The organism is Flavobacterium fluviale (assembly GCF_003312915.1).
GTDB lineage: Bacteria > Bacteroidota > Bacteroidia > Flavobacteriales > Flavobacteriaceae > Flavobacterium > Flavobacterium fluviale.
Genome location: NZ_CP030261.1, coordinates 296,616 through 320,361, shown reverse-complemented (window position 1 = coordinate 320,361; position 23,746 = coordinate 296,616). Strand labels below are relative to the sequence as shown.

The 23,746-nt window shown below is 30.7% G+C and carries 23 protein-coding genes; 16 read left to right on the top strand and 7 right to left on the bottom strand.

Features of this window, described 5'->3' with window-relative positions; translation table 11 throughout:
- Positions 1 to 131 precede the first annotated feature (131 nt).
- The 14 genes from HYN86_RS01545 (at position 132) to HYN86_RS01480 (ending at position 16,289) form a co-directional block, all read left to right on the top strand.
- Positions 132 to 797 (top strand): acylneuraminate cytidylyltransferase family protein, encoded by a 666-nt coding sequence (locus HYN86_RS01545; RefSeq protein ID WP_113676481.1) that lies wholly within the window; start codon positions 132 to 134, stop codon positions 795 to 797.
- A gap of 23 nt (positions 798 to 820) precedes the next feature.
- Positions 821 to 1,861, top strand: coding sequence for an N-acetylneuraminate synthase (gene neuB, locus HYN86_RS01540; protein ID WP_113676480.1), 1,041 nt, complete (start codon positions 821 to 823; stop codon positions 1,859 to 1,861).
- Positions 1,854 to 2,987, top strand: coding sequence for a UDP-N-acetylglucosamine 2-epimerase (gene neuC, locus HYN86_RS01535; protein WP_113676479.1), 1,134 nt, complete (start codon positions 1,854 to 1,856; stop codon positions 2,985 to 2,987). The genes neuB and neuC overlap by 8 nt, the downstream gene beginning before the upstream one ends.
- 35 nt (positions 2,988 to 3,022) lie before the next feature.
- Complete coding sequence (locus HYN86_RS01530; protein ID WP_113676478.1) at positions 3,023 to 4,456, top strand: MBOAT family O-acyltransferase; 1,434 nt, start codon at positions 3,023 to 3,025, stop codon at positions 4,454 to 4,456.
- Positions 4,456 to 5,340, top strand: coding sequence for a hypothetical protein (locus HYN86_RS01525; RefSeq protein WP_113676477.1), 885 nt, complete (start codon positions 4,456 to 4,458; stop codon positions 5,338 to 5,340). The genes HYN86_RS01530 and HYN86_RS01525 overlap by 1 nt, the downstream gene beginning before the upstream one ends.
- 1 nt (position 5,341) lies before the next feature.
- Positions 5,342 to 6,742 carry a UDP-glycosyltransferase gene (locus HYN86_RS01520; RefSeq protein WP_113676476.1) on the top strand — a complete coding sequence of 467 codons (1,401 nt, stop codon included), beginning with the start codon at positions 5,342 to 5,344 and terminating at the stop codon, positions 6,740 to 6,742.
- Positions 6,724 to 7,875, top strand: coding sequence for a glycosyltransferase family 4 protein (locus tag HYN86_RS01515; RefSeq protein ID WP_113676475.1), 1,152 nt, complete (start codon positions 6,724 to 6,726; stop codon positions 7,873 to 7,875). The genes HYN86_RS01520 and HYN86_RS01515 overlap by 19 nt, the downstream gene beginning before the upstream one ends.
- 58 nt (positions 7,876 to 7,933) lie before the next feature.
- A complete protein-coding gene (locus HYN86_RS01510) occupies positions 7,934 to 9,025 on the top strand; it encodes a glycosyltransferase family 4 protein (RefSeq protein WP_162789256.1) in 1,092 nt (363 codons plus the stop codon).
- A 144-nt stretch (positions 9,026 to 9,169) separates the two neighbouring features.
- Positions 9,170 to 10,261 carry a glycosyltransferase gene (locus HYN86_RS01505; protein WP_113676473.1) on the top strand — a complete coding sequence of 364 codons (1,092 nt, stop codon included), beginning with the start codon at positions 9,170 to 9,172 and terminating at the stop codon, positions 10,259 to 10,261.
- Positions 10,262 to 10,266: 5 nt separating this feature from the next.
- Positions 10,267 to 11,265 (top strand): hypothetical protein, encoded by a 999-nt coding sequence (locus tag HYN86_RS01500; protein WP_113676472.1) that lies wholly within the window; start codon positions 10,267 to 10,269, stop codon positions 11,263 to 11,265.
- A 10-nt stretch (positions 11,266 to 11,275) separates the two neighbouring features.
- Positions 11,276 to 12,394 (top strand): glycosyltransferase family 4 protein, encoded by a 1,119-nt coding sequence (locus HYN86_RS01495; RefSeq protein ID WP_113676471.1) that lies wholly within the window; start codon positions 11,276 to 11,278, stop codon positions 12,392 to 12,394.
- Positions 12,391 to 13,479, top strand: a complete 1,089-nt coding sequence (locus tag HYN86_RS01490; RefSeq protein ID WP_113676470.1) for a glycosyltransferase — start codon at positions 12,391 to 12,393, stop codon at positions 13,477 to 13,479. Before HYN86_RS01495 ends, HYN86_RS01490 begins: the two co-directional genes overlap by 4 nt.
- A gap of 10 nt (positions 13,480 to 13,489) precedes the next feature.
- Entirely contained in the window at positions 13,490 to 14,833 is a 1,344-nt protein-coding gene (locus HYN86_RS01485; protein ID WP_113676469.1) for an O-antigen ligase family protein, read from the top strand.
- Between the two features lie 61 nt (positions 14,834 to 14,894).
- On the top strand, positions 14,895 to 16,289 hold the full coding sequence (locus HYN86_RS01480) for a sugar transferase (RefSeq protein WP_113676468.1): 1,395 nt from the start codon (positions 14,895 to 14,897) through the stop codon (positions 16,287 to 16,289).
- A gap of 2 nt (positions 16,290 to 16,291) precedes the next feature.
- Here the strand turns inward: HYN86_RS01480 and HYN86_RS01475 are convergent, their stop codons facing one another.
- Positions 16,292 to 17,428: a lipoprotein N-acyltransferase Lnb domain-containing protein gene (locus HYN86_RS01475; RefSeq protein ID WP_113676467.1), complete on the bottom strand. Its 1,137-nt coding sequence runs from the start codon at positions 17,426 to 17,428 to the stop codon at positions 16,292 to 16,294.
- A gap of 33 nt (positions 17,429 to 17,461) precedes the next feature.
- Complete coding sequence (locus HYN86_RS01470) at positions 17,462 to 18,529, bottom strand: putative type IX sorting system protein PorV2 (protein WP_449404022.1); 1,068 nt, start codon at positions 18,527 to 18,529, stop codon at positions 17,462 to 17,464.
- A gap of 190 nt (positions 18,530 to 18,719) precedes the next feature.
- Between HYN86_RS01470 and HYN86_RS01465 the strand changes: the two genes are divergently transcribed.
- Positions 18,720 to 19,451, top strand: coding sequence for a CDP-alcohol phosphatidyltransferase family protein (locus HYN86_RS01465; protein ID WP_113679822.1), 732 nt, complete (start codon positions 18,720 to 18,722; stop codon positions 19,449 to 19,451).
- Between the two features lie 10 nt (positions 19,452 to 19,461).
- Positions 19,462 to 20,316, top strand: a complete 855-nt coding sequence (locus tag HYN86_RS01460) for a glycoside hydrolase family 25 protein (RefSeq protein ID WP_113676465.1) — start codon at positions 19,462 to 19,464, stop codon at positions 20,314 to 20,316.
- 17 nt (positions 20,317 to 20,333) lie between these two features.
- Here the strand turns inward: HYN86_RS01460 and HYN86_RS01455 are convergent, their stop codons facing one another.
- The 5 genes from HYN86_RS01455 to HYN86_RS01435 all read right to left on the bottom strand — a co-directional run bounded on the left by HYN86_RS01455 (position 20,334) and on the right by HYN86_RS01435 (position 23,736).
- A complete protein-coding gene (locus HYN86_RS01455) occupies positions 20,334 to 20,555 on the bottom strand; it encodes a DUF5808 domain-containing protein (RefSeq protein WP_113679821.1) in 222 nt (73 codons plus the stop codon).
- An 87-nt stretch (positions 20,556 to 20,642) separates the two neighbouring features.
- Positions 20,643 to 21,383, bottom strand: a complete 741-nt coding sequence (gene lptB, locus HYN86_RS01450; RefSeq protein WP_095952286.1) for an LPS export ABC transporter ATP-binding protein — start codon at positions 21,381 to 21,383, stop codon at positions 20,643 to 20,645.
- A gap of 229 nt (positions 21,384 to 21,612) precedes the next feature.
- On the bottom strand, positions 21,613 to 21,963 hold the full coding sequence (locus tag HYN86_RS01445) for a carboxymuconolactone decarboxylase family protein (RefSeq protein ID WP_113676464.1): 351 nt from the start codon (positions 21,961 to 21,963) through the stop codon (positions 21,613 to 21,615).
- Positions 21,956 to 22,771: a twin-arginine translocase subunit TatC gene (gene tatC / locus HYN86_RS01440; RefSeq protein ID WP_113676463.1), complete on the bottom strand. Its 816-nt coding sequence runs from the start codon at positions 22,769 to 22,771 to the stop codon at positions 21,956 to 21,958. The genes HYN86_RS01445 and tatC overlap by 8 nt, the downstream gene beginning before the upstream one ends.
- Entirely contained in the window at positions 22,771 to 23,736 is a 966-nt protein-coding gene (locus HYN86_RS01435; protein ID WP_162789254.1) for a KpsF/GutQ family sugar-phosphate isomerase, read from the bottom strand. Before HYN86_RS01435 ends, tatC begins: the two co-directional genes overlap by 1 nt.
- Positions 23,737 to 23,746: the final 10 nt, after the last annotated feature.

Genomic DNA, 23,746 nt, shown 5'->3' with positions numbered 1-23,746 from the left:
CTAATAGATGTAATAGGTTTGACAGTAAAATTAAATTTTCAGATGTAATCCAAGACAGAAGAATTACTCGAAATCTGAATTAGAAGAAGAAATCGTTGTTTTTTAAAGATTTTGAATATAAGACCGCGTATATGAATAAAACAATTGCTATAATTCCTGCAAGAGGAGGCTCTAAACGAATTCCAGAAAAAAACATTCAGACTCTGGGGAATTTACCGCTGATAGGTCATTCCATTATTTATGCAAAAGAAAATAAAGATATAATTGATGAAGTCTATGTTTCTACTGATAATGATCAAATCAAACAAATTGCCTTGCAATTTGGTGCAAAGATTCTCGATAGACCAGAATCAATTTCAGGAGATTTGGAACCAACTGTTTCTGCTTTAAAGCATGTTTTAGAAAATATAGATTCTGATCAGATAGAGAATGTAGTTTTATTGCAGCCAACAAATCCACTGCGTCCTGAAAATTTACTACGAGAAGCTTTTGAAAAATTCCTGATGAATAATAGAGACAGTTTATTTACAGTTTCAAGAAATCATCAAAAGTTTGGGAAAATTATTAATGATAAATTTATTCCATTTAATTATTCTTACGGACAGAGAAGCCAAGATTTAGAGCCACTTTACTTTGAAAACGGACTTCTTTATATTACAAAAAAGACTTTAATCTTAAATGATATAATTATTTCAGAAAATGCATTACCATTCAAAGTAAATCATATTTTTGCACAAGTTGATATCGATACTCAAGATGATTTAGATTATGCGAAATATCTCTATCAAAAGAAATAAAAAATCCCAAATCCAAGAAATTAATGAATCCATTTGTAGAAATCGCAGGCCGTAAAATTGGATCTGATTTTCCTCCTTTAGTTATAGCCGAAATTGGTATTAATCATGAAGGTTCTTTGCAAGTAGCCAAAGAAATGGTTGATGCCGCTCACAGAGCAGGAGTTGAGGTGGTAAAACACCAAACTCATATTGTTGAAGATGAAATGTCCGGAGCTGCTAAAAAAGTAATTCCAGGAAATGCAGATGTTTCAATCTATGAAATAATGGAAAGATGTTCTTTAAACGAAGATGAAGAATTGGAATTAAAGAATTATGTAGAGAGTAAAGGAATGATTTTTATTTCTACTCCATTTTCTAGAGCAGCGGCCGAAAGATTAAAAAAGTTTGATATTCCAGCTTATAAAATTGGTTCAGGGGAGTGTAATAATTATCCTTTATTAGAGCATATTGCATCTTTTGGAAAGCCTGTAATTCTAAGCACTGGAATGAATACAATTGCAAGTATTCAAAAAGCAGTTGCCATTTTCGACAAATATAATGTTCCTGTAGCTTTATTACACACAACTAATCTTTATCCTACACCTATTCACTTAGTGCGTTTTGGAGCAATGACTGAATTGCACCAAAATTTTCCTGATAAAGTATTTGGGTTAAGTGACCATACATTAAATAATAACGCTTGTTTAGGTGCGGTTGCTCTTGGGGCTAGTATCTTAGAGAGACATTTTACAGATCATATGCAGAGACAAGGACCAGATATTGTCTGCAGCATGGATGAAAAAGCCTGTGCTGAACTTATTGTGTCTAGTAGTGAAATTGCATTGATGAGAGGAGGAACTAAAAAACCAGCTTTTGAAGAACAAGTTACCATTGATTTTGCTTTTGCTACAGTTTGTAGTATTAAAACAATTAAAAAAGGAGAAATTTTTTCTAAAGAAAATATTTGGGTAAAAAGACCAGGTACGGGTAAAATCTTGGCAGAACACTTTAATGACTTAATTGGTAAAACTGCTTCAAGAGATATCGAAAATGATGAACAATTAGATTTTGCTGATTTTGAGTAATTCTACTAGAAAAATTCTTTTTTTAACAGGTACCCGAGCGGATTTTGGTAAGATAAAATCATTAATTCAAACACTTGAAAGAGAGCGAGAATTTGAGGTTTTTGTTTTTGTAACGGGAATGCATCTTCAGGAAGTATATGGGTATACCTTGATAGAAATTGAACGCTGTAATTTTAAAAATGTACATACGTTCAAAAATCATACTCACGAGACTACAATGGATTTGACACTTGCCAAAACTATTGAAGGACTTTCTAACTATTGTAAAGAAGTAAATCCAGATATGATTGTCGTACATGGTGACCGCGTAGAAACATTGGCTGGCGCTATAGTAGGTTCTCTAAATAACATTCTGGTAGCTCATATAGAAGGAGGCGAAGTTTCGGGAACTGTAGATGAATTAATTCGTCATAGTGTCAGTAAATTAAGTCACATCCATTTTGTGTCTAATAAAGAAGCGGCTAAAAGACTGCTTCAAATGGGAGAAGTAAAAGAATCTATATTTACAATAGGTTCTCCAGATATAGATATTATGTTTTCGGAAAATCTACCTTCTTTAGAAACAGCAAAAAAATATTACGATATTCAATTTGATCAATATGCAGTTGTAATGTTTCATCCTGTGACCACAGAGTTTTCCTCCATGAAAAAGTATGCCTCCGATTTTGTTGACTGTTTATTAAATGACAATCATAATTACATTGTTATTTATCCAAATAATGATTTAGGAAGCCAATATATTCTCGATGCATTTAAAAGATTAGAAAATAATAAAAGATTTAGGGTTTTTCCTTCGCTAAGATTTGAATATTTCTTAACATTATTAAAAAACTGTCAGTTCATAATTGGAAATAGTAGTGCTGGAATTCGAGAGGCTCCGTATTATGGAATCCCAATTATAAATATAGGAACACGTCAGCAAAACAGAGCTGTTCATGCAGATATTATTAATGTAGATTATTCAGAAGAAAAGATAAATGAAGCTCTTTCAAAAATTGATTCTCATAAAATTAATATTTCAGATAATGATTTTGGTACAGGAAATAGCAGTGAATTATTTTTACAATCATTAAAGAAAAACGATATTTGGCATCTCAACCATCAAAAACAATTTAGAGATATATAAATGTCTGATTTTATCAATATCACTTAAAAATATTTATGTTTTTTAATTCTATAGCATTTGCTATTTTTCTGCCAATCGTTTTCTTCCTGTATTGGTTTGTTTTTAATAAAAACAAAAGCACACAAAATGCTCTGCTGATTATTGCCAGTTATTATTTTTATTCTTGCTGGGATTGGAGATTTCTATTTCTATTAGTTTTTTCAACTTTCCTAGATTACTATACAGGAATTCAGATCGAAAAAGGAAAGTCAGAAAAAAATAGAAAGTTTTGGTTTTGGTTAAGCATTTTGGTTAATCTGGGGTTTTTAGGAGTATTTAAATACTACAACTTTTTTGCTGCTTCCTTTGCTGAATTATTTACTTCGGCAGGATTTAAGGCAAGTCCAATTCTTCTAAATGTTATTCTTCCGGTAGGAATTTCATTTTATACTTTTCACGGACTTTCGTATGTAATTGACATTTATTTTAAAAGAATAAAAGCCGAATATAATTTCGTAGACTATTCACTTTTTGTAAGCTACTTTCCACTGTTAGTTGCTGGGCCAATAGAAAGAGCAACGCATTTATTACCTCAGGTAAAAGTAAAAAGAGAATTCAATTATCATACAGCCAAAGAAGGAATTTATCAAATTATCTGGGGGCTAGTCAAAAAAGTGGTTATTGCAGATACGTGCGCACCTTACGCAAATGCTATCTTTGATAATTATACTTCAATGAATTCTTTCTCACTTATTGTGGGGGCTATTTATTTCGCTTTTCAGATTTACGGAGATTTTTCAGGATATTCTGATATTGCTCTAGGAGTTTCTAAACTATTTGGTTTGGATTTGCTGAGGAATTTTAATTATCCATATTTTTCAAGAGATATAGCCGAGTTCTGGCGTCGTTGGCATATTTCACTTTCTTCTTGGTTTAGAGATTATTTATATATACCGTTAGGTGGAAGCAAAGGAGGATTGTGGATGAAAATTAGAAATACTTTTATAATTTTTGTAGTTAGTGGTTTTTGGCATGGAGCAAACTGGACCTATATCGCTTGGGGATTTATAAATGCGGTTTATTTTCTACCCTTACTTTTATCAAACAGCAATCGAAACAATATGGATACAATTCAATTGAAATTCAATTTTGATTCGGTAAAGATATTTGCTAGCATATTGTATACATTCATATTAACTTGTATAGCATGGGTTTTTTTTAGGGCGAGAACAATAACAGATGCGGTTTCATATCTCAAACGTATTGTAACAAGTAAAGATTTCAGTTTTCAGTATCTCGATAATGAACGTTATAGTTATGAATTGTTACTGATGATTGGTTTATTTGTTTTAATAGAATGGAATAATCGCTCTAAAGTAGAACCACTTTCAGGGAAAATGAGCACGTTGAAAACAGCTTTTGCAATTTTAGCAATAATTGCTTTTGGAACTTTTTCAGATTATAAAGAATTTATATATTTTCAATTCTAATGAATAAATTTTTAATTTATACAGCTAAAATTGTTTTATTGATTATGTTAATAGCATTTCTTTTAGACGGAATCTATACGTATGTCTTTATGCAATCTAATAAGAGAGGGAAAATTGAGCAGGTTTTTAGTTCAAAAGCTCAAAAATATGATGTTGTTATTCTGGGATCTTCGAGAGCAAATAATCATTTTGTAGCCCAAATGTTTGAAGACAAAGGATTAAAAGCATTTAATTATGGGATGAGTGGAGGACATTTATTTGAGGCATCATTAATACTAAAATTAATGTTGGAAAGAAAATACGAAATAAAAAATATTATCCTTGAAGCCGATTTAAATCTTTCTAATGATAAGGAATCAGATGGAGTCTCAGCAAAATTTTTACCTTACATTCGTAATTCTGAAGTTATAAAAGAACATTTTGCTTCAGAAGAAAATTTTAGCGAGTTGTATTATATTCCATTCTATCGATATGTAAAGTATGATGGTAAAATTGGCTTTCGTGAAGTTTATAAAATTGTTTCAAACGAAAAAACAAATGCTTTGGATAATTTAGGATATTATCCTTTACAAAAACATAAAAATGGTAATATGAAAAATAATATTGTCAATTTAAACCCATTACCGCATAATAAATACTATGAAGAAATAAAAAATCTTTGTCAAAGTCATAATGTTAATTTTATTGCACTTATGACGCCAATGTGCGAGAATGTGAAAGGAATGGATTATTTTGATAAAGTAAAAAAAGCATATCCAGAAATTCATAATTATGAAAATGTTGTTGTAGAGGATAAGTACTTTTCATCTTGCGGACATATGAATGATGCTGGGGCAAAGATCTTTACAGCAAGGATATTGAAAGACTTTTTTACAACAAAATAGAATGAAAAAAGATAAAGTTTTATTATTGTTTCCTGACGGTGTTGGTATAAGGAATTATCTTTATTCAAATGTATTTAAAAACTTTCATGGAGATTTAATTCTCTTCCATAATTTCGATTCAGAAACTATAAAAGCAATTGAAGAGAATACATCAATTAATGAAGATATTGTAATTCCAAATTATAAGGAATCTGTCAAAGAAAAGTTTCTTCGAGAATTGATATGTCTTTCAAGGTTGTATTATAACGATTCAAAGGTTAATAATCCGACGTTATTATCCAATTGGAACTGGAATCAGAATTCATTTTCTAAGAAGATTTTTTACAAAATAATCGAGATTTTAGCACCCTATTTTAAAAGCTATCATAGAATTTTAAAGCTTGAAAAAAAATATCAGCAAGCTATCCGCAAAAATAAGTTTTATAAAGAGGTTAAAGATATTTTGGAAGAAGTCAAACCTTCAGTTGTTTTTTGTTCTCATCAACGAGCATTAAAGGCTGCTACAATATTTAGTGTTGCTGCAGACTTGAATATTCAAACAGCAACCGTTATATATTCGTGGGATAATCTACCAAAGGCACGTTTGGCATTACGAGCTGATGATTATTTGGTTTGGTCAGATTACATGAAAAAAGAACTAAACTTGTATTATCCAGAAATAAAACTAGAGCAGATTCATATCACTGGAACTCCTCAATTTGAATGTTATAGCGATTCAGACAATATAATTGATAAAGAAGTTTTTTATAAAAAGTATAATCTAGACCCTAATAAAAAAATTATTTGTTTTTCGGGCGATGACACAAAAACATCTCCAGATGATCCATCTTACTTAAATGATATTGCAGAAGAAATTACTAAAGCTAATCTGCAAAATGAATATCAGATACTTTTGAGAAGATGTCCTGTAGATTTGTCTGGTAGATTTGATGAGCTTTTAAATCAGTACAAAGATTTAATTAAAGAAGTAGCTCCTTTATGGTATTTCACCGTGTCAAAAGAATGGAATGTGGTGTATCCTTCAGTCGAAGATGTAAAATTATTAGTGAGTACAGCTTTTTATTCCGATATAGTTGTTAATGTTGGTTCGACAATGGGTTTTGATTTTGCTATGTTTAATAAACCTTGTGCGTTTATTAATTACGATCAAGATAATAAAACCGTAAATGATTGGTCAGTAAAAACAGTTTACAACTATCAACATTTCAAAAGTATGCCAGATTCTGATGCCGTTATTTGGCTAAATAGTAAAGAGGAAACAGTAAGTAAAATTACTTTTCAAAAAAAATGCAGTACAAGTATGCTAAAATGGAAAGACCTTGTACTGGAAGATTATGAAAATTCTTCAGAGAAAGTCCAAAATGTTATTAAAGAAAGTTCAAAATGCACATCTGTTTCTTAACAAATGAATTTCCTAAAGAAGGATTTCCACATGGAGGAATTGGCAGTTTTGTTAAGACAATTTCTATAGCATTAGTCAAAAAAGGAATTAAAGTATCGGTTGTTGGAATTAATTATACTTCAGAAAACGAAACTCAAAATATTGAAGGAGTTGAAATTTATAGATTAAAACCAAACAAAATAAAAGGCATATCTTGGTATTTAAATTCAAAGGCAATTGATGCAAAACTTCGAGAAATCCATAAAAAACAAAGAATTGATATTATTGAATCTTCTGAACTGGGTCTTGCATTTCTTTCTAAAATAAAAGCTGTAAAATATATTATAAGGCTTCATGGTGGGCATCATTTTTTTGCTGAAAGCGAAAAAAGAGAAATCAATAGATGGAAGGGATTTCAAGAAAAAAGATCTTTTAAAAAAGCTGATGCATTTATTGCAGTTTCAAAGTATGTAAAAAGTCATACAGAGAAATATTTGAGCTTTAATAATAAGCAAGTAGACTATATAAGTAATCCCATTGACACCGATTTTTTTAAACCACTTGAAAGCAAACAAGAATATAAAAATAGAATTGTTTTTGCTGGTACAGTCTGCGAAAAAAAAGGTGTGCGTCAATTAATTCAATCTTTTCCATTTGTAAAAAGAGAATTTCCAGATGCAACTCTGGAAATTTATGGTCGAGATTGGTCTTTTCCAGATGGAAGCTCATATACTGACATGCTTAAAGATAAGGAAATACCACAATTAGGTGAATTAGCAATCGACATTCATTTTCATGGATTAGTTTCGTATCATGATATTCCGAAAGTGTATGCAGAAGCTTCTGTATGTGTTTTTCCATCGCATATGGAAACGCAAGGTTTAGTAGCTCCAGAAGCGATGGCAATGCAAAAAGTGGTAATTTTCACTAAATATGGTCCTGGACCTGAAGCAATAGAGGATTACAAAACTGGGTTGCTCTGTGATCCACATAATCCGGAAGATATTGCTGAAAAAATTATTTGGGTACTTTCCAACAAAGAGAAGGCTCTAAAGATGAGTTTCAAAGCCAGAGAATTCGTACTTGACAAATATAAACTTGAAAACATAATTCTCCAAAATATAAATGTTTACAGAAATATAGTATTTAAATAGTAATTATTTGAAATGTTCTTTGGAGGAATAATAAATGCTAAATAGTAATAATCTTAAAATGAAAATTGGAATACTAGTTTATAAAATGTCAGGTGTTGGAGGAGTTGAGAAAATTACTTCCGAAAAAGTAAATGCATGGATAGAGAGTTATGGATATGATGTAGTTTTAATAACAAAATGCGAAGCAGAAACTCCTTTTTTTTATGAGATAAATAAGAAATGTAAACGTTATGATCTTAACATTCCTGCTAAATTAAGATCAGGTGTCAAAAATTACATAAAAAATATCCCTAGTGCTTTTAAGCTTTACACTGAATTAAATAAAGTAATGAGATCAGAAAAGATTGATGTTTTATTTACAACCATGAGAGGAATTGATTCATTAGTAGTTCCTTTTGTTAAAATAAGAATTCCTAAAGTTTCTGAGATTCATGGGTCTGGTTTTGCACATAATAGAAAAGCTTGGATTTTAAAGAGTTTAATTATCAATAGATACAAAAAATTTGTAGTGCTCAATAAAAGTGAAGTTGATTATTATCCACTGGATAACATTGCAGTAATTCCTAATTTTATTGATAATTCAGATTATAATTATTCTAAAAACGATAAAAAAAATATTATAATCTCAGCTGGTAGAATTTCAAGAGAAAAGCAATTTGATCATTTAATAGATATTTGGTCTATAATTGCTTCAAAATATGATCAATGGGAGGTTCATCTTTATGGAGACGGTCCAATAGAAATTTTAAGAGAAAAGATTAATGCAATGTCCTTGCAGGATAGTTTTAAAATATTCCCCTCGACAGCGCAAATAAAAAACAAGATGCAGGATGCAAGTATTTTTGCATTAGTTTCTGCCACCGAAGCCTTCCCAATGGTTTTGTTGGAGGCCATGAATGCAAAATTGCCTATCATTTCATATGACTCGCCAAATGGACCTAAAAGCATGGTTACTGATGGAAAAGATGGTTTTATAGTGCCATTGAATAATAAAATATCTTTTGCCGAAAAATTAGAATTACTGATTAATGATGCATTACTGAGAGAAAATTTCATTGAAAATCAGAGGATGAAACTGGATATGTTTTCCAAAAAAAGAGTTATGAATCAGTGGAATGATTTAATTTTGGAAATTTTAGCAAAAAAGTAATTAATATCTAAAAATTCTTTTACAATTGTTAGAATTGACTTAGTCAGTTCGGAGCCAAAAATAGAATTTTTAGATTATACAAATCTTTTGTAGAGGAAATCAGAATAATAAAAAAAATACAGATCAATTTCAAATAGTCTCAGAATGAAAATTGGAATTTTAGTTTATAGAATGGCGGGTATAGGAGGAACTGAGCGAATCATAGCTGAAAAAATTAATGCATGGATTGAAATGTTTGGTTATGAGGTAGTTTTAATAACTAAGAAAGAAATCGATATGCCTTTTTTTTATAATATAAATTCAAATTGTAAACGTTATAATCTAAATATTTCTGCCCAATTAGGAGGCGGAATTACTCAATATGTAAAAAATATTCCTAAAGCTATACAATTATACCGTAAAGTTAAAGATATAATAGAGCGTGAAAAAATAGAGGTTCTATTTACGAATATGATTAGTATTGATTCCTTAATCATTCCTTTTATTGCTACTAAAATCCCTAAAATAACAGAAATACACAGATCAAATTACGCTAATAAGAAAAAAGGATGGTTCTTAAAAAATCAAATTATCAATAGATATGATAAAGTTGTTTTGTTAAGTAAATATGAACTTGATTATTACGATTTAAAAAACTTAACTGTAATTCCAAATTTTATTGATACAGAGGAATCTAAAGAATCGAATTCAATTAAAAAAAATATAATAATTTCGGCAGGGAGAATAGTTGGAGAAAAACAATTAGATCATTTGGTTGATATCTGGTCTATAATACACTCTGAAAATTTAAATTGGGAAGTTCATGTTTATGGAAATGGAAATATTAAAAATTTGCAGAAAAAAATTCTTGAAAAAAAGATTGAACAAAGTTTTAAAGTTTTTCCTGGAACTGCAGAAATTAAGAATAAAATGCAACAGGCTAAAATTTTTGTATTAGTTTCTAAATCAGAAGCTTTCCCAATGGTATTGTTAGAAGCAATGCAGGCAGAACTTGCAATTATTTCTTATGATTCTCCACATGGGCCAAAGACTATTGTTTCTAATGAAAAAGACGGATTTATAGTTCCTCTAGATGATAAAATCAAATTCGCAGAAAAATTAGATTTATTGATAAATTCTCCAGAATTAAGAACTAGTACTATTTTAAATCAAAAAAGTAAATTAGAACGTTTTTCTAAAAAAAGAGTTATGAATCAATGGAATGATTTACTTTTAGAAGTATTACAAAAACAGTGATTTTAATGAAACTTGAATTACCTAAATGGACTTCTCATCATAATATGCTGATTTATTCGGTAATGTATCACTGCGAAGAACAAAATTTAGATTTCGATATTGTTTTTAACAATAAGATAATGACTGGCGGAGCAGTTCTTCATATAAATGGAAGAAAAATCTTTTTTGATTATTCAGACAACATTTTGTTTATTGAAAATCCAGACAAATATGATTTCTATTTTAAAAGATCATTATTACAGGTAGATTACAAAAAAAATGTATACCCCCTTAATTTTCAAGTGAATTTTTCGTATAAGTCTTTACAGCTTTTATTAAAGTTTGGTTTTAAAGATCTTATTAACAATAAAAATAGAATTGAAGTTGTACGCGCAGTTGATTACTTTAATTTAGGAACCAATTTGTCGCATAATGCGATGGATGTCAGAGGTTTTCCTAATCAAGTGAAAGATAATGGCGGAATGATAATTTTTCATACAAGATTGTGGGATGCAAGCAATCACTCTGATTCTGAAGAAAAACAAAGAAGAGAGATTCAAAATGAATTTCGTATTGAAGCTTGTCGAATTATAAAAAATAATTTTAAAAATTCTTCTGTTGGGATATTTTCAGATGCCCTGTCACAAAAAAAAGCTCCAGATTTATTGCTGGATTTAAAAAAAACATCAAAAAAAGAATATTTTAATTCACTACTAAAAGCAGACATTGGTATTGCAGATGATGGATTAAAAGATACTCCTGGATGGAAAATCGGAGAATATCTATTATTTGGAAAAGCAATTGTGTCAACTCCATTAAATGTTGTTATAGAAGATTTTAGTGAGCATGTCAATTATGAAAAATTGAGCGCTAGAAATGCTTACAATCAACTACCAGAAAAAATTGAAAATCTGCTTAACGAAAAAAGATATCTAAAGATGAGGCATAATAATTTTATATGGAGCAGTCAAAATTTACATCCAAAAAATTACATAAAAAGAATTTTATCTATAGCCAAGTCATAAAAGAATAATAATGAAATTTGCTATTATTACACATGTTGTTCATCTGAGAAACGACTGCCAGTATTTTGGTTATGCACCATATATTCGTGAAATGAATATGTGGCTAAAAAATGTAAGTCAATTAATAGTAGTAGCACCAGTGACAAAAGGAAAAACATCGGCAATAGATGCACCTTATGAGCATGCTAATATTGATTTTTTGTCTGTACCAGAATTTAGCCTTACTAGTTTCAAAAGCAGTGTATTTTTTATATTTAAAATTCCGATTATTCTTTGGAGAATATTTTGCGCGATGCAAAAAGCGGATCATATACATTTAAGATGTCCCGGTAATATGGGCCTGCTAGGATGTATGATTCAAATATTTTTTCCGTTTAAGAAAAAGACAGCAAAGTATGCAGGAAATTGGGATCCTAAAAGTAAACAGCCTTGGAGCTATCGCTTTCAAAAATGGATTCTTAGTAATGCATTTTTAACAAGAAATATGAAGGTTTTGGTATATGGAGAATGGCCAAATCAATCGAAAAATATAAAATCTTTTTTTACAGCTACTTATTCAGAATCTGAAAAAAGCAGTGTTGAAAAAGCTGATTTTAAGAACGGAATAAAATTTGTTTTTGTTGGAAATTTAGTGGTTGGAAAAAATCCATTATATGCGGTTAAGTTAGTTGAGTTGCTTCTGAAGAACGGAAATGATGTAACATTAGATTTGTACGGAGAGGGAATAGAAAGAAATTCATTAGAAAATTACATTCAGATGAATAAGTTGGATACTAAGATTGTTTTAAGGGGTAATCATAGTAAGGAAACTTTAATAAAAGCATATCAAAAAAGTCATTTTGTAATTTTACCATCGAAAAGTGAAGGTTGGCCAAAAGCCATCGCAGAGGGTATGTTCTGGGGATGTGTTCCTATTGCTACAAAAGTTTCATGCGTACCATATATGTTAAATTTTAATAAACACGGGATTTTACTCGAAATGAATTTAAGTAAAGATATAGTTCAACTAGAGAATTTAATAATAAACCAAAAATCCTTTTTTGACAAAAGTCAGCTAGCTGCCGGCTGGTCACGCAATTTTACTACTGATGTTTTTGAAAATGAAATTGCAAAATTGCTGATAAAATGAGAATTGTACAGATTATAGATTCCTTAGACGTTGGTGGTGCAGAACGAATGGCTGTAAATTATGCAAATTCACTCGCTGACAAAATTGAATTTTCAGGATTAATATCAACAAGAAACGAAGGTCTGCTTCTAGATCAATTAGATCAAAAAGTTATCTATTTATTTTTAAAGAAAAAATCTACTTTAGATTTAGGGGCAATTTTTAGATTAAGAAATTATCTCAAAAAGAATAAAGTTGAATTTATTCATGCACATAGCTCTTCTTTTTTTATTTCAGTTTTAGTAAAAGTTACAATGCCAAAGCTTAAGGTAATCTGGCATGATCATTATGGAATTTCCCAAAATCTATCATTAAGAAAAAATTTAGTATTAAAACTTTCGTCTTTTCTTTTTTTAGGAATTATTTCGGTAAATGATTCTCTTAAAAAATGGGCAAAGAATTATTTGAATTGTAAAAATATTATTTACTTTCCAAACTTTATAATTGAGTCCGCAACGTCTCTAAGCATAGGTCAGTTAAAAGGAAAAGAGGGCGAAAGAATAATTTGTGTTGCAAATTTGCGACCTCAAAAAAACCATAACTTACTCATTAATGGCGTAATAGAAATTCATCGAAAATTTCCAGAATGGACTTTTCATTTAATAGGTAAAGATTTTAAGGATTCTTATAGTAAAATATTAAGAGAAAAAGTAAAGGAAAATGGACTTTCTCATACAGTATTTTTTTACGGTGCGGTAAATAACGTTCAAGATTTGTTGAAACAGTGCGAGATAGCAGTTTTGACTTCTTTCTCAGAAGGACTTCCTTTGGCTGTTTTAGAATACGGATTAGCAAATTTACCTGTTATAGCAACAAATGTGGGGGAAATTTCTAAGGTAATCCCTTCACCTAAAGAAGGGTTGATAATTGATTCGAATAATTTAAGTCAATTTGTAGATTCTCTTCAATTATTGATTGAGAATCAACATATCCGTAATTCAATGGGAAACCAATTAAATCTTTTTGTAAATGAAAATTTTGGTGAAAAATCAATTTTAAAGGAGTACATAACATGGTTGAAATCTTTAATTATTTTTACTAAGTAAAATATTTATAATGAAAAATACAAAATTTAGTTATTTAGCGATAATCTTTTTTCATGCATTATTAGCATTAATTATTTTTGTAATGCCTTTTTTGTCTAAAATTTATGCATTATTGATACCTATTGTAGGACTTTCTATTGTAATTCGAAATCGAAATAAAAATAATGAGGTAATTTTTGTGTCAGCATATCTTGTTGGTGTTGAGGTGTTTCTTCGTATGACGGGAGGTAATTTTAACAATGAATATGTGAAATTTCTCGTGATTTTTTTTATGATAATTGGAATGTTATATAACAATTTCTCAATACGATCATTTTTATACGTTATTTTTTTATTGTTATTAATTCCTGGAATTTTAGTAGCTACTTCAAACGAAAACTTCGATTTTGATCTCAAAAAAGCTGTAGTATTTAACTTATCAGGATCGTGGTGTTTAGCAATTGCTTCTATCTACATGTTTCAAAAACGGTTATTGTTTTCAGAATTGCAAAATGTTTTGATTGCAATAGGTCTTCCGATTATTTCAACAGTTATTTATTTATTTTTATACAACCCAAGTGTAAGAGATGTAGTAACAGGAACTCAATCTAATTTTGAAACTTCAGGAGGATTTGGCCCTAATCAGGTATCGACAATTTTAGGACTGGGAATGTTTATTTTTTTTTCGCAGCTGATTTTTTTTTCAAAATCAAAAAAAGAGATCATTTTAAATGCTATTTTATTAATCTTCATCAGTTATAGAGCTATAGCAACATTTTCGCGTGGTGGAGTAATAACAGGAGCTGTGATGATTTTTTGTTTTTTAGTGTTGCTTTATGCCTTTTCAAATGGTAAGGGCAGAAAAAAAATAACTGTTGTTTTTGTATTAGCAGGAATTCTTGGAGTTTCTATATTTTCCTATACTTCGTTTCAAACCTATGGTCTTATTGAAAAAAGATATGCAAATAAGGATGCTAGAGGAAGAGATAAAAAAGATCGTCTTGGGGGTAGGGAAGCAGTTATTGATACAGACTTAAAATTGTTTCTAGATAATCCTGTTTTGGGAATTGGTGTGGGAATGGGAAAAGAAAATAGAAAAGAATCACTGGGGCAAGCAGTTGCGGCGCATAATGAAATTTCGCGTTTATTTAGTGAACATGGTTTGTTAGGGATCTTTAGTTTTCTTATTTTACTTTTTGTGCCTTTTGTTCTTTATGTAAATAATAGACAACATTTATATTTTTTCTCTTTCTTTCTTTTTTGGCTTCTAACAATAAATCACGCTGCTATGAGAATTGCAGCCCCTTCTTTTGTTTATGCATTATGTCTTCTTTCTGTTCGGGTAAAAATTCCTGAAAAAAAAGAAAATGGATAATGACTAATTCTTTTTTTATAATACATTTGCCTCAAGTTTAAGCCCCTAACAAACTTTTAAAATGTTTTTAAAAAGAAAAATGCATTTCGAAATTTCGGAAAGAAAAGTTCTGCTTTCTCTTTTTGACGCCGCATTTATATTTACCGCATTGTTTTTATTGAGTTTATTTTTCGATTATCAGTATTATGTTTTAACTGAATATCGATTCTTAAAAACTTTTTTACTAATTGCTTATGTGTACATCTTTGGAGCTATTTTCGAAATGTACAATCTCCAGACAGCAAGTAATCAGCTTCATATACTGCGAAGTGTAATTCTAACTTCAATTACAGCAGTTACAGTGTATTTATTTACACCGATATTATCGCCAGAACTTCCTAAACAGCGTATCGTAATAGTCCTTTTTTATTTTGCGGTTTTAAGTTCATTACTCTTATGGCGTTTTTTTTATGTTTATTTTTTAGCCTCATATCGCTTCTCGCAAAATGTAGTAATGATATGTGATCAAAGCGAGGTTGACGAATTGATTTTAGGACTAGAAAGTGTAGATCCACATTATAAAATTATAGGATTTGTAAATTCTGATGCTTCTGCAAATGAAAAATTAGATTTTAATTACGGGAAAGAAATAAAAAAAGAAGATTTAGAGTTATTTGTCACTAAAAATAATGTTTCGGAGATTATAATCGCATCTCAGAAAACAGACGGTATAACACCCGATTTATATCAGCAGTTACTCCATTTATTAGAAAGCGGTAATATTATTCGTGAATATACCCAGGTTTACGAAAGCAAAACACAGCGAATCCCCGTTCATTATATTGGTCGGGATTTTTATAGATTTTTCCCATTTAGCCGAAGCAATAATAACAAATTGTACTTGCTTTTAATTCGTATAATGGAATTTTTCTTTTCTTTTATTGGACTTGTCTTTTGCGGAATCTTTATTCCTATTATTTCTCTTTGTAATTTCTTTGCTAATAAAGGCAGCCTTTTCTATACACAAGAAAGAGTTGGTAAAAACGGAGTTGTTTTTAAAATTTATAAGTTTAGGACAATGACTGAGAACTCTGAAATCAATGGGGCAGTTTTTGCAGCTCATGACGATAAAAGAGTAACTCCGTTTGGTAAATTTATGCGAAAATCAAGAATAGATGAATTACCGCAGTTTATTAATGTTTTAAAAGGCGATATGGCCGTTATTGGGCCAAGACCAGAAAGACCATTTTTTGTACAGGAAATTGCAAATGTCATGCCTTTTTATGAGACTCGTCATGTTATTAAACCAGGACTAACCGGGTGGGCTCAGGTAAATTATTCTTACGGAGAATCGATAAACGAAAGCTTAGTTAAACTTCAATACGATTTGTATTATATCAAACATAGAAGTATCTTTCTCGATTTAAGTATCACTTTCAAAACTATTACTACAGTTTTGTTCTACCGAGGCCAATAACATTATATTATAATCGGAATTGGCTTTTTGTTGCGGATTGCAGTTCTTACTAAAACTACTCCGCTGGTAATAATCAACGGCAGTGTTATAAAGAAATGTGCTTTATTAATCAAAAACAAAAAGTAGATTACCAAAAGAACAAAATTTATAAGAGAAAATCTATAAGTCCATTTTTTGTTTTTGAAGATAGAAAACAGAATTAAAAGCAATAAAAGCGGACTAAAAAGTAAAACGTTGTAATTCATCGCCAGTTCTTGGTGAAAAGAATAAAATCCCATTATTACAAAAAAGATTCCTATTAATGATAAAATCAAAAAATAGATTTTGTCGACTATTTTATCTTTTGCTAAAATGACAAACAGCAAGATTAAAAGATAAGTATAGATGTTATTCCACCAAGATTTTGGAGTTTCTTTTTTAAATTCTAACAATGTTTTGGTCTTCCCAGAAAGAGGCTTATTATGAAATATCGTTTTTTCTAAGCTGTTTTTCAATTCAAAAGGAAGAAAAATTCTCGTTCCCATTTGATCCACTTTTGTTCCAAAAATTATACTTGTTCCTAATTGATCGTAAAAGTGTCCGTCAAAATAAGGGAAAAGTATTGTGCGATAAGTTTTGTCGGTATCTTCTTTTTTGACAATTAAGTTAGATTTTAAGGTATTATTGATAACATCAACAACCATCGAAGTACAGTTTTTATCTATAAATTTATAAGTATAAAAACGTTCGTCAGAGGCTAAAACGGAATTTAATTTATCAAAAAGCTGTTGTTTTAGTTCTGGTGAAATTAGCAGTTCTTGTTCGAGAATACTTCTTTTCTCATAAGTATATTCATTTAAAAAATCAGAAAAAGAATGTACAGTTGCAAAATATTGTAAATCTCCTTTTGCAAATTTCATAACAAAATTTGGTGTTCTAAAATCGAAAGTTCCATAATTATAAACAACATCAAAATTGTTTCCCGGATCTGAAACGCGAATTCCCGTATGCCCAAATAATGAATAACTCTCATTTCCAAGACCGCAGGTTAAAACACTTACTTTAGCATCTTTTGACAAAGGCAGACTTTGGCTAAAACCAATAAAACTAGATAAGAAGAATAAAATAAAAAGTGTTTTTTTGAACATAACAGTTTTCATGTTTTAATTTTTTAAGATTTTATGGTTTTATGATTATCTAAAGATACCTAAATCTACTTTTAGTGAAAAAATATTAGAATACAATGCAGTGCTTTGGTTTCCTAAATCTGTTAAAGCATAATCAATTTGTATGCCTTTGTATCTAAAACCAAGACCGATATTAGGCTGGAAATTTACTTTTTCAGTATTGTCCAACTGCGTTACGTTTTGAAAGTTTCCTGCGCCCGCTCTCACAAAAACCAAATCGGTATATCCAAATTCAAATCCAATTGCAGGATCTATACTTACTATTTTTGAGGATATAATATCATTCGTTTGTTCAAATCTCATATTTAAATTTGCAGAAGTAACCAAACTGCATTCATTATGAAAATCAAATCTTTTGGAAACCCCTAATTGTGCTTTTGGCAGCGTAATCTCTGTGCTTTCTGGTAATGTATTGTTTTCACCTGGAATGGCATTGGCGATTTTTTCATATTCTTCTTCATCAATATTCCAAACATTGTAAGTTGTTGTAATGTCGCGAAGCATTAAACCAAATTTCCAATCATTTCTTTCAAACTGAAGGCCGATATCAAACCCAAATCCCCAAGAATTGGCAAATTTCCCGATAATCCTTCGAATAACCTTGGCATTTACGCCATATTGAAATCCTTCAACAGGCAGTTTCCTGGCGTAAGAAAAAGTAAAGCCGTAATCTGCAGTAGAAAATAAGCTGATTCTATTATAATCGATGTTTCCTTGATTATCGATTAATTGTGTGGTGTCCATAATATCATCAACTCCAAAACGAATCATTGAAATTCCCCAGGCACTTCTTTCATCAATTGGACTTGCGTAACCTATATAATCATATTGCGCAATATTGGCAAAATAGCTGGCATGCATTAACGAAATTTGATGATCTTCAAGATGTGTCAAACCTGCTGGATTCCAATAAACTGAATTAACATCATTTGTCGATGCGGTTACCGTACTAGACATTCCCAATGCTGCAGCATCGACCCCAATATTCATAAACTCATTCGAATATTTTCGAACAGTTTGGGCATATTGCGAACTAAGACTGCAAAAGAATAGAAATGCTAAAAGTTTTTTCAAAAGATCTTTTTTTATTGACCCATATGGGTTTTAAATTTTTATCAAAAATATAATATTTTAATCATCTATTAAGTTCGTTGTCTTAAATATTCTGAAAGTCTTGCCGCGAAATAAAAAACTATTAGAAAAACTCGTTTTGCATCCAGTTATTATGCTAAATTTGTTCTCTGCATTATCAAAAATTAAAGCTATGAATATTAAAAAGCACATTCCAAATCTAATTACATTAATAAATCTTTTTTGTGGCTGTGTCGCATTAGTTTTTGTATCTAAAGCTAATTCTTTTCAAGATTCTTTTTACTTTCTGATGGCTTTTTACATGGTTTGCTTAGGAATCTTTTTTGATTTCTTTGATGGTTTTTTTGCAAGATTATTTAAAGTTTCAAGTCCGCTGGGGTTACAATTAGACTCTTTGGCTGATATGGTTACAAGTGGTGTTGTACCAGGTTATGTAATGTACAGTATGTTTACAAGAAGCGGTCATCAATTAGGAAATCAAGAAATTATTCCTTTTTTAGGATTTATCATAACTTTAGGCGCTTGCTATAGATTAGCTAACTTTAATATTGATACTCGCCAGACAGATTCGTTTATTGGTTTGCCAACTCCCGCAAACGCATTGTTTATTTTAAGCCTTCCTTTGGTTGTAGAATTTTCAGATTCTTTATTGATGCTTGAAATCTTAACTAATGAATGGGTTTTATTGCTTATTACTTTATGCAGTGCTTATATTATGAATGCTGAGATTCCGTTGTTTTCTTTAAAAATTAAAAAATTCAGTTTAAAAGAAAATGCACTTCAAATTGTGTTTTTGACAATTTCAGTATTGTTAGTTGTTTTACTGCAATACATCGCAATTCCGTTGATTATTGTTTTCTATGTTTTATTGTCAATTATTAATAATCTGTTTTTGAAGAAGTAGTTCAATTTTCATGGCAAGAAAAACGACTTATCGTAAAACATATTCAAGGAAACCAGCTGGAAGATCTTTTCTAAGCAGGCTTTTTCGAGGACTTTTGTTAATTTTCTCAGCGCTTTTATTCATTGGTGTTATTTATCATTATCGTAACGGATTGGCCTACTATTTAGGGTTTAAATCTGAAAAAGTTTTAGATGAAGATGAGGTTGATAAACATCTTTCGGATGTTAGAAATATTCGCGTACTCGAAAACCATAGAGGAAAAGTTATTGGAATTGATGTATCTGAATTTCAAGGAAAAATAGATTGGGAAGAAGTTGAGATTTTGGACGAAAAATATCCCGTTCAATTTGTTTTTATTCGCGCTACAGCCGGAAATAATCGTGTTGACAGGCAATTCAAAAAAAATTGGGAAGGTGCTAAAGAAAACAAAATGATGCGCGGCGCCTATCATTATTACCGTCCAAACGAAAACTCTATCGAGCAGGCCGATCTTTTTATAAAAACTGTGAAGCTTCAAAAAGGAGATCTTCCACCAGTTTTGGATATTGAAAAATTACCTAAAAATCAGTCTTTGGACAGTTTAAAAGTAGGATTAAAACGATGGCTGACAAAAGTTGAAAAACATTATCAAGTTCGTCCAATAATTTATTCGGGAGAAAGATATTATTCTGATTTTCTAAAAGAAGAGTTTAGCGAATACCTTTTCTGGATTGCCAATTATAATTTCTACAGAGAAAAAATTGAAGATGACTGGCTCTTTTGGCAGTTTACAGAAAAAGCTTCTCTGCCGGGAATCAAACATCGAGTTGATGTTAATATCTACAATGGCGATTTAGAACAATTGCATTTTATTACGGTTGAGTAATTGGAATACTTTAAAAGTTATTTCAATAAAACTAAAATAACAATTATTATAAAAGGTAATAGGAGCATGACAGAATATGGATTGGCAAAATTTATAGTGTAGCCCATCCATTGAATCTTTTTGGGAGGAAGTAATCTTTTGTCTTTCGGATTATAATAACAGGTATTGAATAAATACCAATTCTTTGGATCTTTATGCCAATTATCGTAATCTTCCTGAGTTGGTTTTTCTGATTTCATTCGTAACTTTTTTAAGAATATTAGATTAAAAAAAAAATGGTAAAAAGAAATTTGCATTTTACTTTTTACCATTCAGATATAACTTTCTTAAAATTCAAGTTTCTTTTTACGAAGCTCGAAGTTTTGTCCAAGATAAACGCGGCGAACCATTTCATCTTCTACCAATTCTTCTGGAACTCCAGCTTTAAGAATTCCTCCTTCGAACATTAAGTAGGTTTTGTCGGTAATCGCTAAGGTTTCCTGAACATTGTGGTCGGTAATTAAGATTCCGATGTTTTTATTTTTCAATTGTGCTACAATTCTCTGAATATCTTCAACCGCAACTGGGTCAACTCCTGCAAAAGGCTCATCCAATAAAATAAATTTCGGATCGGTTGCCAATGCTCGTGCGATTTCAGTACGGCGACGCTCACCTCCGGAAAGTAAATCTCCTCGGTTCGTGCGAATATGCTCTAAACTGAATTCTTCAATTAAACTTTCCATTTTAGCAACTTGCTCTTCTTTAGAAAGTTTAGTTAATTGTAAAACACTCAAGATGTTATCTTCAATACTTAATTTCCTAAAAACAGAAGCTTCTTGTGCCAGATAACCAATTCCCTGCTGTGCACGTTTGTACATAGGATAATCGGTAATATTCAAATCATCAAGATAAATGTTGCCTTGATTTGGTTTTACCAATCCAACAATCATGTAAAAAGAAGTTGTTTTCCCCGCACCATTTGGACCCAAAAGCCCCACAATTTCCCCTTGATTTACTTCAACAGAAATTCCTTTTACAACACTTCGCCCTTTATAGGTTTTGATTAAATTATCGGCTCTTAGCTTCATTTTTTTTAATTAGATAATTTGAAAATTAGATAATGAGATAATGAAAAAACGATCTCAAATTCAATTTTATAATTTTGATTTGAAAGACAAAATAAATTTAAAATAATCGATTTGATAAATCAATTAACAAATTATTGCGTTTTTCAAATTTAGAATTTGTGCTTCACAATTAAATAATTAACTTATTTCTAGAGAAATTATCTAATTATCAAATTGGCACATTTTCTAATTATTTCCCTGCTTCTTCAAGAGCTTCCCAGAATTCGTAAGCTCTTCTTAAATGAGGAATAACAATAGTTCCTCCAACAAGAGTTGCAATTCCCATAGCCTCCATCATTTCTTCTTTAGAAACACCTTCTTTATGGCTTGTTTCTAAGTGATATTTTACGCAGTCATCACATCTTAAAACAGCAGATGCAACTAAACCTAAAAGTTCTTTTGTTTTTACATCTAGAGCTCCCGGCGCATATGCATTGGTATCAAGATTAAAAATTCGCTTTACAATTTTGTTATTGTCAGCAAGCAGTTTTTCGTTCATTTTAGAACGATAGTCATTAAATTCTTGAATGATATCAGACATTTTCTTTTAATTTATTTCTATAAACAACCTTCGAAATCAGAATACTGACTTCGTAAATAATTAACATTGGAATTGCTACAATCGTCTGGCTTACAACGTCTGGCGGTGTAACAATAGCAGCAATAATTAAAATAAGTACTACGGCATATTTCCAGTACTTTCTTAAAAATTCTGGAGTTACCAATCCTAACTTCGTTAAGAAATAAATGGCGATTGGTAATTCAAAAAATATGGCACTTCCAAGAATACTTGTTTTAACCATTCCCATGTAAGATTCAAGCGTAAATTGATTTTTTACAACATCACTCACAGAGAAAGTCGCCACGAAATTTACAGACATCGGAATTACAACAAAGTATCCAAAAAGAACTCCTAAAAAGAAAAGTAAGGAAGAAACGAAGATGAATAATTTTGCATTTTTTCTTTCTTTCTCATAAAGCGCAGGGCTGATAAATTTCCAAATTTCCCATAGTATATAAGGGAAACTTAGGATGAAACCTGCTAAAAGGCACATCCATACAAAAATATTGACCTGACCTTCCATTTCGGTATTCTGAATAATAAAATTCAGTTCCGTAATACATATACTTTCTGCAAAATTCAATTGATGCGATAAATCGCAGAACCATACGTAAGTAAAAAATGTAGGTCGGATTGGACCTAAAATAATTTGATCAAATAAATAATCACTAACAAAATAAGTAACAAATGCCATAATGCATATTGCAATTGTACTTCTAACTAATAACCATCTAAGTTCTTCAAGATGATCCAAAAATGACATCTCGCCAAGATTTTTCTTTGCCATTATACGATTCCTTCTTTTAAAATGTCATGTAAATGTAAAACTCCTTTATATTCTCCGTTATCCGCAACTATCAATTGCGTAATCGAAAAATCTTCTAAAATATTTAATGCGTCGACTGCCATAGTCTCAGACGAAACTACTTTAGGATTTTTAGACATAATATCCCTTGCAGTTAAGTCCGCAATAGTATCTACGTCGTTTAGCATTCGTCGGATGTCTCCATCAGTAATAATTCCAATAATTTTATTGTCTTCAATTACTGCCGTTACACCTAATCTTTTTTCAGAAATTTCGAAAATTGCTTTTTTGATAGAGGTTTCGGGAGTGACAGCTGGTTTTAATGAATGTTCGATCATGTCTTTTACGCGGAGCAAAAGTTTTTTTCCTAAAGCACCTCCTGGATGATAAACTGCAAAATCCTCAGGTTTAAAATCGCGCATTTCCATTAAACAAACTGCCAATGCATCGCCCATTACGAGTTGTGCTGTAGTACTGTTTGTTGGAGCTAAATTAATAGGACAAGCCTCTGTGTTAACTGTAGTGTTTAAAATATAATCTGAACCTTTTGCTAAAAAGGAAGTGATGTTTCCGGTTATAGCGATCAAAGTATTTCCGAATCGTTTTAATAAAGGAACCAGCACTTTAATTTCTGGACTGTTACCGCTTTTAGAAATGCAGATAATAACGTCGTCCTTCTGAATCATTCCTAAATCTCCGTGGATCGCTTCTGCAGCATGTAAAAACATAGAAGGAGTTCCTGTGGAGTTAAAAGTGGCTACCATTTTTTGAGCAATAATGGCGCTTTTTCCGATACCGGTAACGATTAGACGGCCTTTAGATTCATAGATACGCTGAACTGCTTCGTAGAAATTTTCGTCTAGAAAATCAATTAGTTTTGTAATTGCTTCACTTTCAGAGAGTATTGTTTTTTTGGCTATCGCCAATATATTTTCTTTTGAGATCAAATCAGAATAT